The organism is Cyanobium sp. Morenito 9A2, from assembly GCF_024345575.1.
Lineage (GTDB): Bacteria > Cyanobacteriota > Cyanobacteriia > PCC-6307 > Cyanobiaceae > ATX-6F1.
Window position 1 is genome coordinate 99382 of sequence record NZ_JAGQBJ010000003.1, and the last position, 12624, is coordinate 112005.

The 12624-nt window shown below is 65.9% G+C and carries 14 protein-coding genes; 8 read left to right on the forward strand and 6 right to left on the reverse strand.

Annotated features, from left to right (window positions below):
• Positions 1-365 precede the first annotated feature (365 nt).
• The 3 genes from KBY88_RS05655 to bchL all read left to right on the forward strand — a co-directional run bounded on the left by KBY88_RS05655 (position 366) and on the right by bchL (position 4322).
• Complete coding sequence (locus tag KBY88_RS05655) at positions 366-1607, forward strand: ferredoxin:protochlorophyllide reductase (ATP-dependent) subunit N (RefSeq protein WP_254939132.1); 1242 nt, start codon at positions 366-368, stop codon at positions 1605-1607.
• Positions 1608-1614: 7 nt separating this feature from the next.
• Positions 1615-3282 (forward strand): ferredoxin:protochlorophyllide reductase (ATP-dependent) subunit B, encoded by a 1668-nt coding sequence (locus KBY88_RS05660; RefSeq protein WP_254938939.1) that lies wholly within the window; start codon positions 1615-1617, stop codon positions 3280-3282.
• 125 nt (positions 3283-3407) lie between these two features.
• The gene (gene bchL / locus KBY88_RS05665; protein WP_254938940.1) at positions 3408-4322 is read left to right on the forward strand and encodes a ferredoxin:protochlorophyllide reductase (ATP-dependent) iron-sulfur ATP-binding protein; all 915 of its coding nucleotides are present in this window, start codon (positions 3408-3410) and stop codon (positions 4320-4322) included.
• Here bchL and KBY88_RS05670 read toward each other — a convergent pair.
• A complete protein-coding gene (locus KBY88_RS05670; protein WP_254938941.1) occupies positions 4278-5369 on the reverse strand; it encodes a protochlorophyllide reductase in 1092 nt (363 codons plus the stop codon). The genes bchL and KBY88_RS05670 overlap by 45 nt on opposite strands.
• A 150-nt stretch (positions 5370-5519) precedes the next feature.
• On the opposite strand from KBY88_RS05670, the gene KBY88_RS05675 reads away from it, so the two are divergent.
• Positions 5520-5822: a hypothetical protein gene (locus tag KBY88_RS05675; RefSeq protein WP_254938942.1), complete on the forward strand. Its 303-nt coding sequence runs from the start codon at positions 5520-5522 to the stop codon at positions 5820-5822.
• 195 nt (positions 5823-6017) lie between these two features.
• On the opposite strand, the gene psaM is transcribed toward KBY88_RS05675, so the two are convergent.
• A complete protein-coding gene (gene psaM / locus KBY88_RS05680; RefSeq protein ID WP_254938943.1) occupies positions 6018-6122 on the reverse strand; it encodes a photosystem I reaction center subunit XII in 105 nt (34 codons plus the stop codon).
• A gap of 157 nt (positions 6123-6279) precedes the next feature.
• Between psaM and KBY88_RS05685 the strand changes: the two genes are divergently transcribed.
• A complete protein-coding gene (locus KBY88_RS05685; protein ID WP_254938944.1) occupies positions 6280-6768 on the forward strand; it encodes a CRR6 family NdhI maturation factor in 489 nt (162 codons plus the stop codon).
• A 17-nt stretch (positions 6769-6785) separates the two neighbouring features.
• Here the strand turns inward: KBY88_RS05685 and KBY88_RS05690 are convergent, their stop codons facing one another.
• Positions 6786-7550 carry a sulfite exporter TauE/SafE family protein gene (locus KBY88_RS05690; RefSeq protein ID WP_254938945.1) on the reverse strand — a complete coding sequence of 255 codons (765 nt, stop codon included), beginning with the start codon at positions 7548-7550 and terminating at the stop codon, positions 6786-6788.
• Positions 7551-7656: 106 nt separating this feature from the next.
• On the opposite strand from KBY88_RS05690, the gene KBY88_RS05695 reads away from it, so the two are divergent.
• Entirely contained in the window at positions 7657-8346 is a 690-nt protein-coding gene (locus KBY88_RS05695) for a lipoate--protein ligase family protein (protein ID WP_254938946.1), read from the forward strand.
• Here the strand turns inward: KBY88_RS05695 and KBY88_RS05700 are convergent.
• A complete protein-coding gene (locus tag KBY88_RS05700) occupies positions 8316-9593 on the reverse strand; it encodes a site-2 protease family protein (protein ID WP_254938947.1) in 1278 nt (425 codons plus the stop codon). The genes KBY88_RS05695 and KBY88_RS05700 overlap by 31 nt on opposite strands.
• 84 nt (positions 9594-9677) lie before the next feature.
• On the opposite strand from KBY88_RS05700, the gene KBY88_RS05705 reads away from it, so the two are divergent.
• Positions 9678-10355 (forward strand): phosphoribosylanthranilate isomerase, encoded by a 678-nt coding sequence (locus KBY88_RS05705; RefSeq protein WP_254938948.1) that lies wholly within the window; start codon positions 9678-9680, stop codon positions 10353-10355.
• A 10-nt stretch (positions 10356-10365) separates the two neighbouring features.
• On the forward strand, positions 10366-10884 hold the full coding sequence (locus tag KBY88_RS05710; RefSeq protein WP_254938949.1) for a hypothetical protein: 519 nt from the start codon (positions 10366-10368) through the stop codon (positions 10882-10884).
• A gap of 84 nt (positions 10885-10968) precedes the next feature.
• Here the strand turns inward: KBY88_RS05710 and folE are convergent, their stop codons facing one another.
• Together folE and KBY88_RS05720 are read right to left on the reverse strand one after the other, a co-directional pair.
• Positions 10969-11730 (reverse strand): GTP cyclohydrolase I, encoded by a 762-nt coding sequence (gene folE / locus KBY88_RS05715; RefSeq protein WP_254938950.1) that lies wholly within the window; start codon positions 11728-11730, stop codon positions 10969-10971.
• 5 nt (positions 11731-11735) lie between these two features.
• A complete protein-coding gene (locus KBY88_RS05720) occupies positions 11736-12443 on the reverse strand; it encodes an SDR family oxidoreductase (protein WP_254938951.1) in 708 nt (235 codons plus the stop codon).
• Between the last annotated feature and the right edge of the window lie 181 nt (positions 12444-12624).

The window sequence follows — 12624 nt, forward strand, 5'->3', positions numbered from 1 at the left end:
CCTCGATCAGCATCCTGTCCCCTTGGTGGCCGATTGACCGGCTCCGTTCTCAGCTCAGCAGCCCGCGCTTCGGGGCTTGTCCGGCCAGGAGCGTTGCGAGCTAGACCCGCTCTCCCTGGATGAGCCTTCAGCAGCCCCTCAGGTCCGGCTCCGGTTGGCTGGCGTTGGGGCAGCCCTCATCTGCAGAGGATTGGTCTGGCATGGCGGCGTCCCACGGAACGGCACCATGCCTTCGCCGCATTACATTCCTGCAGCTCAATCCCTAAGACAACGGGAACCTTCAACCGAATGGACCCGTGCTCACTTAGTTGTGGACGCTCTCTCCCCCATGGAAGGTCACGCCGATGAGCGTGTCTCCGGCCCCGCTGCCGCCACCCGAGCTTCTCAAGGAGAGCGGCCAGCGGGAGGTGTTCTGCGGTCTCACCTCCATTGTCTGGCTGCACCGCCGCATGCCGGACGCCTTTTTCCTGGTGGTGGGCTCCCGCACCTGCGCCCACCTGGTCCAGTCGGCCGCCGGCGTGATGATCTTTGCGGAACCCCGTTTCGGCACGGCGATCCTCGGTGAGCGCGATCTGGCCGGCCTGGCCGATGCCAACGAGGAACTCGACCGTCTGGTGAAGGATCTGCTGGAACGCCGACCCGAGATCCGCACCCTCTTCCTGGTGGGCTCCTGTCCCAGTGAGGTGATCAAGCTCGATCTGGCCAAGGCGGCTGAACGCCTCTCCGCCCAGTTGCTGGGCCGGGTGCGAGTGCTCAATTACTCCGGCAGCGGCATCGAGACCACCTTCACCCAGGGGGAAGACAACGCCCTGCTGGCGATGATGCCCCTGATGGCCAACAGCGACGAGGAGCAGCTGCTGATCGTCGGCACCCTGGCCGATGCGGTGGAGGATCGCTTCCGGCTCATCTTCGAGCGGATGGGCATCCCAACGGTCCGCTGCCTGCCGCCGCGCCGTTCCACCGAGCTTCCGCCCGTGGGCAAGGGGACCAGGGTGCTGCTGGCCCAGCCCTTCCTGAGCGCCACGGCCCGGGCCCTCCAGCACCGGGGAGCCACCCTGTTACAGGCGCCTTACCCCTTCGGCGTGGAGGGCAGCCGCGACTGGATGGCGGCGGCCGCTGGGGCCTTCGGGGTGCCTGACGCCCGGATTGCTGAGGTGCTCGATCCCCTGGTGGAGCGGGGCCGCCGGGCTCTTGAGCCCCACCGGCAGGTGCTCGTCGGCAAGCGGCTGTTCCTGCTTCCCGATTCCCAGATGGAGATTCCCCTGGCCCGCTTTCTGGCCCGTGAATGCGGCATGGAGCTGGTGGAGGTGGGCACTCCGTACCTCGATCGCCTGCTGATGGCGGCCGATCTGGCCCTGCTGCCCGCCGGCACCCAACTCAGCGAGGGGCAGGATGTCGACCGGCAACTGGAGCGGGTCCGGGCTGAGCGTCCCGACCTGGTGCTCTGCGGTCTGGGGCTGGCCAATCCACTCGAGGCCGAAGGCATCGCCACCAAGTGGTCGATCGAGCTGGTGTTCAGCCCGATCCATGGATGCGACCAGGCCGGCGACCTGGCCGAACTCTTCGCCCGGCCCCTGCGGCGCCGTGCTCTGCTGCAGCTCTCCTGACGTCCCCATGGAACTGACCCTCTGGACCTACGAAGGCCCTCCCCACGTGGGCGCGATGCGCATCGCCACTTCGATGGAGGGGGTGCATTACGTGCTCCATGCCCCCCAGGGCGACACCTATGCCGATCTGTTGTTCACGATGATCGAGCGGCGGGGAAAGCGGCCTCCCGTCACCTACACCACCTTTCAGGCCCGCGACCTCGGTGGTGACACCGCCGAGCTGGTGCAGCGCTCGATTCGGGAGGCGGTGGCCCGTTTCCGCCCGGAGGCGCTGCTGGTGGGCGAGAGCTGCACCGCTGAGCTGATCCAGGACCAGCCAGGCGCCCTGGCCGCCGGCATGAACCTGGGCGTGCCGATGGTGAGTCTGGAATTGCCGGCCTACTCCAAGAAGGAGAACTGGGGGGCGGCCGAGACCTTCTACCAGCTGGTGCGCACCCTGCTGAAAGACCAGATGCCCCCGCCGGGCACGCCCAAACCCTCCCCCTCCCGCTGGCGCGCGGAGGGCCGCCGGCCCCGGGTCAACCTGCTGGGCCCCAGCCTGCTGGGCTTCCGCTGCCGCGACGATGTGATCGAGATCACCCGTCTGCTGGGGGAGCACGGCATTGATGTGGCCGTGGTGGCGCCGTTGGGGGCCCGGCCCGCGGATCTGATTCGCCTGCCCAGCGCCGATGCCAACGTCTGCCTCTATCCGGAGGTGGCGGGGCCGGCCTGCAGCTGGCTGGAGCGCAGCTTCGGCCTGCCGGTGGTGCGCACGGTGCCGATCGGCATCGGTGCCACCGCCGATTTCCTGCGGGAGCTGCATGCTGTTCTCGACCTTGAACTTCCGGCCGAGCTTCAGGCCACCGATGGCCGGCCGAGTGAGGCCGAACGAAGGTCCAGGCTGCCCTGGTACTCCCGCTCCGTCGACTCCACCTACCTCACCGGCAAGCGGGTGTTCATCTTTGCTGATGCCACCCATGCCATCGCCGCCGCCCGGATCGCTTCGAGGGAACTCGGCTTCCAGGTGGTGGGGCTGGGCAGCTACAGCCGCGAGCAGGCCCGGGAGGTGCGGGCCGCCGCGGCCGAACTGGGCCTGGAGGCCCTGATCACCGACGACTACCTGGCGGTGGAGAAGGCCATGGGTGAGGCGGCCGCTGAGCTGGTGCTCGGCACCCAGATGGAGCGCCACAGTGCCAAGCGGCTCGGCCTGCCCTGCGCGGTGATCAGCTCTCCGCTGCACGTGCAGGACGTGCCGGCCCGCTACGCCCCCCAGATGGGCTGGGAGGGGGCCAACGTGATTTTCGATTCCTGGGTGCACCCGCTGATGATGGGGCTGGAGGAGCATCTGATCGGGATGTTCCGCCACGACTTCGAGTTCGTGGACGGCCACCGCAGCCACCTGGGGGATGGGGCACCCTCGATGGCCCCCGCGGTGGATCAGCCCCCCCCTGGGGATGCCGCCGCGCCAGGCCTTGAGCGGGAGGCGACCACGGCCACGGCGGTGGCGATCCAGGCGCCGCCAACGGTGGCCGGAGAGCCCAGCTGGATGCCGGACGGCGAGGCGGAGCTGGCGAAGATTCCCTTCTTCGTGCGGGGCAAAGTTCGTAAGAACACCGAAGCTTTCGCCAGAGAGCGGGGTCTGGCGTCGATCGATGCCGAAACCCTCTACGACGCCAAGGCCCACTTCAGCCGCTGATCCCTGCAACGCCGCCGATGTGTCGGTTTGCGTGTTCCCCCGACAACCGCGATCTGCCTTGATCAGGCTGTTCCCTTACGAGTGATCCGCCGGGTTGTCGGCCTTCCTTCCCCATTCGTTACCCCATGACCTCCACACTCATTCCGCCTGCGACCACCGGCCCCAGCAACCCCCGGGAAGACGGGGAAGGCAGCCTGCAGGTGCATCAGGAGCCCGGCATGGCCATCGAGGAAGGTGCCCTGGTGATCGCCGTTTACGGCAAGGGCGGCATCGGCAAATCCACCACCTCGTCGAACCTTTCTGCGGCTTTCTCGAAGCTGGGCAAGCGGGTGCTGCAGATCGGTTGTGATCCCAAGCACGATTCCACTTTCACCCTCACCAAGAAGATGGTGCCCACGGTGATCGACATCCTCGAAACCGTGGACTTTCACACCGAGGAACTGCGCCCTGAAGACTTCGTGTTTGAGGGCTACAACGGGGTGATGTGCGTCGAGTCGGGCGGTCCGCCGGCCGGCACCGGCTGTGGCGGCTACGTCACCGGGCAGACCGTGAAGCTGCTCAAGGAGCACCATCTGTTGGAAGACACCGATGTGGTGATCTTTGATGTGCTGGGCGATGTGGTGTGCGGTGGCTTCGCCGCTCCTCTCCAACACGCCAACTACTGCCTGATCGTGACCGCCAATGATTTCGATTCGATCTTCGCCATGAATCGGATCATGCAGGCCATCAATGCCAAAGCCAAGAACTACAAGGTGCGCCTCGGCGGCGTGATCGCCAACCGCTCCGAAGAGACCGATCAGATCGACAAGTTCAACGAGCGCACCGGCCTGCGCACCATGGCCCACTTCAAGACCGTGGACGCTATCCGCCGTTCGCGACTGAAGAAGTGCACCATCTTCGAAATGGAAAGCAGCCCGGAGGTGGAGGCGGTGCAGCAGGAGTATCTGAGTCTGGCCAGCAAGATGCTCAACGACGTTGAGCCTCTGGAGGCTGAATCACTGAAGGACCGCGACATCTTTGACCTGCTGGGATTCGACTGAATCCCCCAGAGGCAAAAGTTGCACAGGGGATGGCTCAGGCCAGCCCACCAGCTTCATCGAAAGAGCCCAGGTGCGCTGGGCGGTGCTGGGATCGCTGGCTTTTTCGGAGAGCTCCTGGAGGAATTGCTTGCCCCCTTTCTTCTGGCGGTTGCCCCAGCTCCAGTGGGCCCCAGAAACAGCAAACTCGGGATCGGCCACCACCTGGGCCACCCGCTCTCCGGCCAGGGCCTGGGTGATGTAGCCGCCGGTGATGTTCTTCTGGAACCAGGGAAAGATCTTCTGGAACAGCCGCGGGGTGTTGCGGAACAGAGGTGTGTCGGCAACACAGCCTGGGTAGAGCGAGCTGAACACGATTCCCGTGGACTCGTGCAGCCGGCGGTGCAGCTCCTGGGTGGTGATCATGTTGCAGAGCTTGCTGTCCTTGTAGGCTTTGCCGGGCTTGAAGGGTTGGCCGTTGGCCATCGCGATCGGCGCCTTGAAGCCCTTCTCAAAGCCGGAGAGATCGCCGAGATCGGCAGGGGCGGGGATCGGGATCTTGCCCCCGAGCTCCTTGGAGTTGGCCGTCACCGTTCCCAGAATCACCACGCGCCGGGAGGGGTGGCTTGAGCGCTCAAGCTCTTCGAGCAGCATCTGGATGAGCAGGAAATGGCCGAAGTGATTGGTGGCCATCGAGATCTCATAGCCCTGGGGCGAGCGCTCCGCCTCCTTGAGTTGGGGCTTGTAGACCGCCGCGTTGATCACCAGGGCGTCGAGGGGAAACCCCAGGGAGTCCACCAGGGCTTCGACACCGATCCGCACGCTGTTGAGATCGCCGAGGTCGATACGCAGGTGATGCAGGTGCTCTGGCGAGATCCCCAGGGCGTCGGCTGCGACCGCTGCACGGACCGGGTCGCGGTTGGCGGTGATCACTGTCCAACCCCGATCCACCAGGGCCTTCACGGCGTTGAGGCCCACCCCTGAGGTGGTGCCCGTGATCAGAACGTTGCCGGCATCGCCCCCGCCGCTGCCTGCGGCCGTGGAGGGGCTGGTCGATGGCTCGGCGGGCATGGCAACCGTGACAGTGACGGAAGCCTCAACCTAAGGACGGAGTGTGGGTTTCCCTGGCTGGGCGGGGGGGCGCTCAACAGATGGAAATGGGCTGGGCTGTGGCTGCTGCCAGACCACCCTCAGACGGTTTGGAGCGATCCACTGGTTTTGTTGACGGATCAACCGTTGCTCACCGTCGGTGGCGAACAGGTTGTCGAATCGTTCCTGGGCCTTGTTGAGCTTGGTGGTCTGAATGTCGAGGATGGCCGAGAGTTCGCCGTTGCGATCGAGGCGTTCCTGGTAGGCGCTGGCAATGCGGGAAAGGCTGACAACGACCAGACAGGTCAGACCGATTTTCACCGTCAGGCCGATGGCACTGCAGAGCAACTCACGCCGCTCGTTGGAGAGGCCAAGGGCCCTTACCTGGCTGGCGGCTGTCTGATTGCTGAAAACAATCCCATCCCCGAGGCCTGAGAGCGAGTGCAACGGCACCAGGGGTTGTGGGCTCCGCCGGTGTGAGTTACGGCGTTCCTGGGAGCGCTCGGACCCGCGGCTGGCGGAGCGAACAGGTTGGGTGCTCAACGTTGGGGCTCCGATCGCCTCTGCTTGTAGCAGAGGTTGGTGGACCTGCCAAGGGATTGATCAGGATCCGGCCGCCAGTTGTGGGGATCAGGCCTTGTAAAGGCTCACGGCCAGGCGGACGGCCAGCACACCAGCGTGGGCGGCCACCACAAGAGCGATCAGAACTTCGGCCTGGCTGAGAGAAGAAACCATGACCCGCGGCGGTTCGAATTTGTCTTGGCCATTGTCCAGGTTTAGGGCTGCGGCTCCGCGGGCTGAGCGTTGGCTGTCACAGCTCTTGATGGCGTGGACGTCACCTCCGCACGCCGCCCCTTAGGGTCCGGCCGGTGATCTCGATCCCCGCACCTTGATGGTTACTCCCCCCAGCATCATTCAGGTTGATCCCGCAGCGATCCGGGGTCTTGATCTCACGCCGTTGGTCCCATGGACGAGTCTAGGGGCGGCGGAACTGTTGGCCCTCGGGCCGGTGCTCGACCTTCAGTTCGACTGGCCCCTGCAGGAGGGCGACCCGCGGGAGCGTTCTGAGATCCCTGAACTGCGCCTCTGGAGCCTGCGGGCCGATGCGCTCCATCCCTGGCTTCCATTGGTTCTCGAGCGCAGTGGAGGTCAGCTGGCCCGCCACGTGGCGATGCTGCTCCCCCATGGTTTCAGTGCCAGCGAGGGCTTAGGTTTTGCCCCCGGGAGCCTGGAGCTCTGGATCACGCACCGGCTCTTTCAGCTCGAGGCCTGGGGCGCCCGTGAGGGTGTCCTTTGCCGAGCGAATCTGGACCAGATGGCCGCCGTGCTCGGCTACGCGCTCGAGCCGGCCTTCTGGACGGTTCTTGATGGCAAGCCGTGAGCGAGGCTCCGCTGGCCTCAGCCGGACAGCACCAGGTTGAGGGCCCGTCGGCCGCTGTCCAGGGCCAGGCTGATGGCCACCAGACGCAGCAACCACACCAGTCGCGCCTCACTCACCCGGTTGAGCCGTGCTGCCGACCAATGGGCGCCGAAAGCGGCTGTGCCCCCCAGCAGCAGGGCGGGGAGCCACTGACCACGGCCGTCGCCCAGAAAGGCAGGCGCAGCGCCGCTGGCCGAACAGAACACCGCCAGGGTGCTGAAACGAATCGCCAGGTGGATCGGCACGTTCAGCAGACGCACCATCAGCGGCACCATCACCAGGCCACCACCGACCCCCAGCAACCCCCCGGCAAACCCCGCCACCAGTCCCACCGCCGCCAGGCCCCCGAGGGGCAGGGGCCGCTTGGGGTTCTGCGCCGGCAGTGCTTCCTTCGCCTGAATCGTGAACGCCAGCACGAGGTACACCAGCGCTTGCAAGCCCAACAGCTGCCAACCATTGAGCAGGCTGCCCACATGGCTGAAGAGCCAGCCTGTCATGAGGGCACCGGCGCCGATCGCCATCCCTGGTACCGGGGGGAGACTGCCGCTGCGCAGATGGGCCGAGGTGCCCGCCAGGGTGGTGGGCAGGATCGCCAGGGTGCTGGTCGCCATGGCCTGATGGGGGTCGAGGCCCATCACCAGAAGCAGGGGCGAAAACACCAGACCGCCGCCGATGCCCAGCACCCCTGAGAGCAGACCCGCCAGGATGCCCAGGGGTAAGAGCGGCAACAAGTCCCAAGGCATGGTCCCGCAGGCCCCGATCTTGAATGTCGTCCCAGCATCCCCCCTGAACCTCAGCGCCGGAGCCTGGCGTTGGATTCCACCGCTGAGCCTCCCGGGCGATTGGCAGATGGCCATTGACGACTGGCTCCTCGATGAACTGGTGGCGGGCCGCAGCGGCCCGGTGGTGCGCCTCTACCGCTGGTCGCGCCCCACGCTGTCGCTGGGGTGGCACCAGCGCCGGCTGGAGCCCCACTGGTTTGACCTGCCAGCCCAGGCGGGCATTGCCCTGGTGCGTCGCCCTTCCGGGGGCCGTGCCGTGCTTCATGCCGGCTGTTTGACCTACGCGCTGCATTGGCCCGATCCCCCCGCTGACCGGCCGCTCGCCTACCGGCAGGCCTGCGCCTGGCTGCGCAGGGCTTTTGCCGCCCTCGGCCAGCCGCTCCAGCCGGGCGCAGCGGCCGCGAGCGCCCGCCGCAGCAGCTGCTTTGCCACCAGCACCAACGCCGATCTGGTCCATGGCGGTGGGGCCAAGCGCGTGGGCAGTGCCCAGCTCTGGCGTCGGGGTCGCCTGCTGCAGCACGGAAGCCTGCTGATCGATCCGCCAGAGCCCATCTGGCGGCTGGTGTTTGACCAGCCGCCACCATCGTTCGATCCCCTGCCGCTGCAGGGCCAAGCGCTGGAGGCCTTGCTGCGGCAATCGGCGGCCCAGCACCTCTGTGGCGGTGACCTCATCAGCCGGCCCCTGGGGATCGAGGAGTTGGCCGAAATTGAGGTGCGGCGCAGGCGCTACCGCTGGGAGGGCGCTGGGGGAGCCTGAAGGCTGCTGGCGTTGTCGGTGTCGGTTTCTCCACTGGCCAGCATCGAGCGGGCCACCTGGCCAAGGGCCAGGCCCAGGGGGTAGCCCCCCTGGCGCTGGGCGGCCTCCACCAAGCCCTTGGGCAGGTTCAACCCGAGCCGCGCCAACACCGCTTCCGAGAGGTCGGAGCGCTCCAGGGTGCCACTGGGGAGCCCGGCGGCGCTGAGCACCAGCAGCCGGCGACAGTCGGGGTCATCGAGCTGAAGGGCGGCCTGCCAGAGGGGGGCATCCTCGCGGATGCTCGAGAGGCTGCTGAGGGGCCGGAGGTGATTGCCCAGGCGTTCCCCATCCCAGCGCTGCACAGGCATGGTCTTGAGCGGTTCATCGTCGATCACCCCTTGCCAGCGGCCCTGGTCACAGACCAGAAACCAGTCACCGTTGCCGTCTTCGTCAGCGATGCGCACCTGGCTCAGCTCCCGGAGGCTGGTGCTGGACTCCAGCACCCGGAAGCGGCGCTTGGCTGCATCCCGCACCTTCAGGTCCCGCAGAGCCTTCTGCAGCGCCAACCCCTGCAACTGGTTGCGGGCGGCCCCAAGACCGAACCAGCCAAGGAGGATCAACCACAGTCCGCTGATGCCCCCGCCCCGCAGCACCAGCACCGTGCCCAGCCCGACCGCCAGCAGGGAGAGGAAACGGCCGCAGCCGACGGCCACCTTCACCCCTTGGCGCTGGCTGCCGGTGGCCTGCCAGACCAGCGCCTTGACGATCAGTCCGCCGTCAAGCGGCAGGCCGGGCAGCAGGTTGAAGAGTCCCAGCACAAGGTTCAAGGCCCCCAGTTCCCCGGCCATCGCCCCCAGCAGCGGCGAGATGTGGGCCAGAGGGTGGGTGATCGTGAGCAGGCCCGCCGCGAGCAGCAGGCTCACCATGGGCCCAGCAGCCGCCACCAGCAGAGCGCCCCAGGGGGTGGTCGATTCCCGTTCGACGCTGGCGACACCCCCGAGCAAGAACAGCGTGATGCTGCGCACCTTCACCCCCTGGGCCATCGCCACCAGGGAGTGGCCCAGTTCATGGAGGAGCACCGAGACGAACAGCAGCAGCGCCGTCAGGAAGGCCAGGAGCCAGAGGCTGGCGGCGTTGGTGGCCCCCGCCAGTAACTGGCCATAGCGCTCCTGGAAGGCCAGGGTGGCCAGGGCCAGGATCACGAACCAACTGGGATGGATCCGCAGGGGGATCCCCCGGATCGTCAGCAGTTGCCAGCCGTCACCCACGCGGTTTGCCCTCGGCGATGCCCCGCTTGGCCGGGACGTCTGTTGGGGTGATCCTAGAAAGGTGGGATGCGCTGATCGAGCCCCGTGCCGAGGCCCCGACTGAAGATCTGTGGCCTTCGCCAGCCGGAGCAAGCGGCGGCGGTGGCGCGCCTGGGGGTCGACGCGATCGGTGTGATCGGCGTTGCCGGTACCCCACGCTTTCTGGAGCCGGCCGAGCGTCCGGCGTTGTTCAAAGCGGTGGCAGCGGTGAATCCAACGGTGCTCGGGGTCCTGGTGGTGGCCGATCCCGGAGCCGACGCCCTCGAAGAGCTGAACTTGAATCAGGGGCATCAGGTGGTCCAGCTGCACGGCCAGGAAAGTCCGGGCTTCTGCGCTGCCCTGCGTGAGCGCCTGGGCTGCTCGCTATGGAAGGCCCTGCGCGTGCGCTCCAAGTCCGATCTGGACCAGGCCCTGACCTACGTCGGCGCCGTTGATGCCTTGGTGCTCGATGCCTGGGCGCCGGATCAGCTGGGGGGCACGGGCCAGGCGATTCCGTTGGCCTGGCTGCGGGACTTCGCCCCGCCGTTGCCCTGGTGGTTGGCGGGGGGGGTTTCACCGGAGCGGCTGCCTGGGCTCCTGCGGGAGCTGCGACCCGACGGCTTCGATGCCTCCAGCGGCGTGGAGCGCTCCCCTGGGGACAAAGATCTATCCAGAGTGAAACTGTTGGTCAGCGGCCTGAGAGATGATGGAGGGTCAGGTTCGGGCGAAGATCAGCCCGGTTGACCCTCAAGCGATGATTGCCTTCCGCTTCCTGTCCGCTGGCGCCGTCGCTGGCTTCATGCTGCTGGCGTGCTCAGGCCATGCAGTTAGTGCCCAGACCATGCTTCCTGGCTGTCAATTGGTGGACGGAACGCTCCAGTGTGTGCCCGGTCTCACCGCTGATCCCCAACAGCAGATCAATGTGCTGCGCAAGACGATTGCCAGCGATCAGAAGCTGGAAGGAGCGATCCAACAGACGGTCACCGGGCTTGATGGGCTGGTGCTGACCGGTCAAGCGGTTGAGGGGAATTTGATCTGGGCGAGCCTGCGGGCCAGCTCGCTCGCGGGCCTTCCCCCCAGCGCCTACCACTGGTATCGGATCGCCCCAGGTGAGAGCCGTTGGAGCCTGATCCCTGGGGCCACCGGGACCGCCTACACCCCCGGCTCCGCCGATGTGGGACGTCAACTGATGGTGGTGGTCGTCGTTCCTCAGGACGGCGGCGTCAGACGGGTCTCCGCGGCTCCGATTGGGCCGGTGCTCAAGACCAACTGAGGGGAGCAGGCCGCCATCTCAATGGCGGAGTCTTCATGTTGCAGCGCCTTCGCCGCTATCTGAGTTAATCGAGGCGGGTGAGTCTCAGGTGGTGAGCAGGGCTTCCTGCTGGCGTACGAGCTCGAAAAACTCCTGCTTGAGGCTGGGGTCGTGGCGGAAATCGCCGCGCATCACCGAATTCACCATGCTCGTCTGGGGTTCTTTCACCCCTCGCCACTTCATACAGTAGTGCTGAGCCTTCACCAGGATCGCCAGACCCTGGGGCTGGCACAGGCGCTCGATCTCATCGGCCAGAATCATCACGGCCTCTTCCTGGATGTGGGGGCGGGAGAACACCCAGTCGGCCACCCGGGCAAACTTGGAGAGGCCAATCACCCGATCACCGGGCTTGATGCCGATCCAGCAATTTCCCAAGATCGGGACCAGGTGGTGCGAGCAGGCGGAGCGGACGCTGATGGGGCCAACGGTATAGATCTCATCGAGCTGTTTGACGTTGGGGAAACTGGCGATCTTGGGCTGCTTGTGGTAGCGGCCCTTGAACACCTCATGGAGGTACATGCGGGCCACCCGCTCCGCTGTCTCCTCGGTGTTGTGGTCGTTGTCAATGTCAATCACAAGGCTGCGCAGGAGCTCGCGCACCTTGCCGGCCACCTCGATTTCCAACTGATCGAGTTCACCGTCTTGGAGGTAATCGGCGACGTTGTCGTTGGCGAGATAGGGAACGCCTGCCCCATCAAGCCGTTGGCGGATGCGCAGGCTGATCGGAGCAGCTACTGAGCCCGGGGAACTGACCGGCTGGGGCGCGGCAGTTTTGAGACTCCTGCTGGAGGGAAGGGTGGACGTCATGGAGATCAAAGAGTTCCGGTGGCGGGCATGAGGGTGATGTCTTCCACCACCTGGGACGGAGGCTGTTGGGCCAGAAACAACAGGGCTTCTGCCGCTTGATCTACTGAAAGCATGGCATGGCGATCGAAGTCAGCTTGGACGGTTTCCGTCCCCCAAAGAGGGGTGTCGACCGCCCCCAAGGTGAGCGTGCTGACGCGGATGCCGTGGCTGCGTTCCTCTTCGGCCAGACAACGGCTGAACGATTCAAGGGCGGCTTTGCTGGCGCAGTAGGCCCCCCATTCAGGGAAGGCCTTACGGGAGGCGTGACTGTTCACATTGATGATCAGCCCATTGACCGTCCGCAAGCGGGGGAGGAGCGCCTGGGTGACCTGGAACACACTGGTGACATTGAGCTGAAAGAGCCATTGCCAGTGGCTCAGCGTCATGTCGGCAAGAGTTCCATTGTAAGCAGCGCCGGCATTGTTGATGAGCACCGAGGGCAGTAGACCCCTGCCGAGCAGATCATCGAGAGCGGGTTGCACCGTCTCTGGATGGCTGAGGTCAACGGTGATCGTTTCCACCCTGCGACCTAGGGCGGAACTGGCTTGGGCCACCGCTTCGAGGTCAGAAGAGGTGCGGGCAAGGAGCATGAGATCGAAACCGGCTTGGGCGAAGCGGTGGGCGGCTGCGGCTCCGATTCCCCTTGATGCGCCTGTGATGAGTACGGCAGGCAAAGGTCACTGTGACTGTCTTGAAAGACTAGGCAGGGAACGGGATTTCCGTGGCGTCGGCATCGTTGACCCAAGCCTGGGAGCTGCTTGGTCGCGCCGCTGGCTCCAACGTTGACGATCGACTCAAGACCCAGCGTCGCTGGCGCCGAGTGAGATGTCCCCCAGGGCAGGATCAGCCCCCGAG

Coding starts and splice junctions, on each gene's coding strand:
- KBY88_RS05670 (WP_254938941.1), bottom strand. CDS start 5,369: ATGCCCGCCGAGCCATCGACCAGCCCCTCCACGGCCGCAGGCAGCGGC.
- folE (WP_254938950.1), bottom strand. CDS start 11,730: ATGACGTCCACCCTTCCCTCCAGCAGGAGTCTCAAAACTGCCGCGCCC.
- KBY88_RS05710 (WP_254938949.1), top strand. CDS start 10,366: ATGATTGCCTTCCGCTTCCTGTCCGCTGGCGCCGTCGCTGGCTTCATG.
- KBY88_RS05695 (WP_254938946.1), top strand. CDS start 7,657: ATGGCCATTGACGACTGGCTCCTCGATGAACTGGTGGCGGGCCGCAGC.
- psaM (WP_254938943.1), bottom strand. CDS start 6,122: ATGGTTTCTTCTCTCAGCCAGGCCGAAGTTCTGATCGCTCTTGTGGTG.
- bchL (WP_254938940.1), top strand. CDS start 3,408: ATGACCTCCACACTCATTCCGCCTGCGACCACCGGCCCCAGCAACCCC.
- KBY88_RS05660 (WP_254938939.1), top strand. CDS start 1,615: ATGGAACTGACCCTCTGGACCTACGAAGGCCCTCCCCACGTGGGCGCG.
- KBY88_RS05690 (WP_254938945.1), bottom strand. CDS start 7,550: ATGCCTTGGGACTTGTTGCCGCTCTTACCCCTGGGCATCCTGGCGGGT.
- KBY88_RS05685 (WP_254938944.1), top strand. CDS start 6,280: ATGGTTACTCCCCCCAGCATCATTCAGGTTGATCCCGCAGCGATCCGG.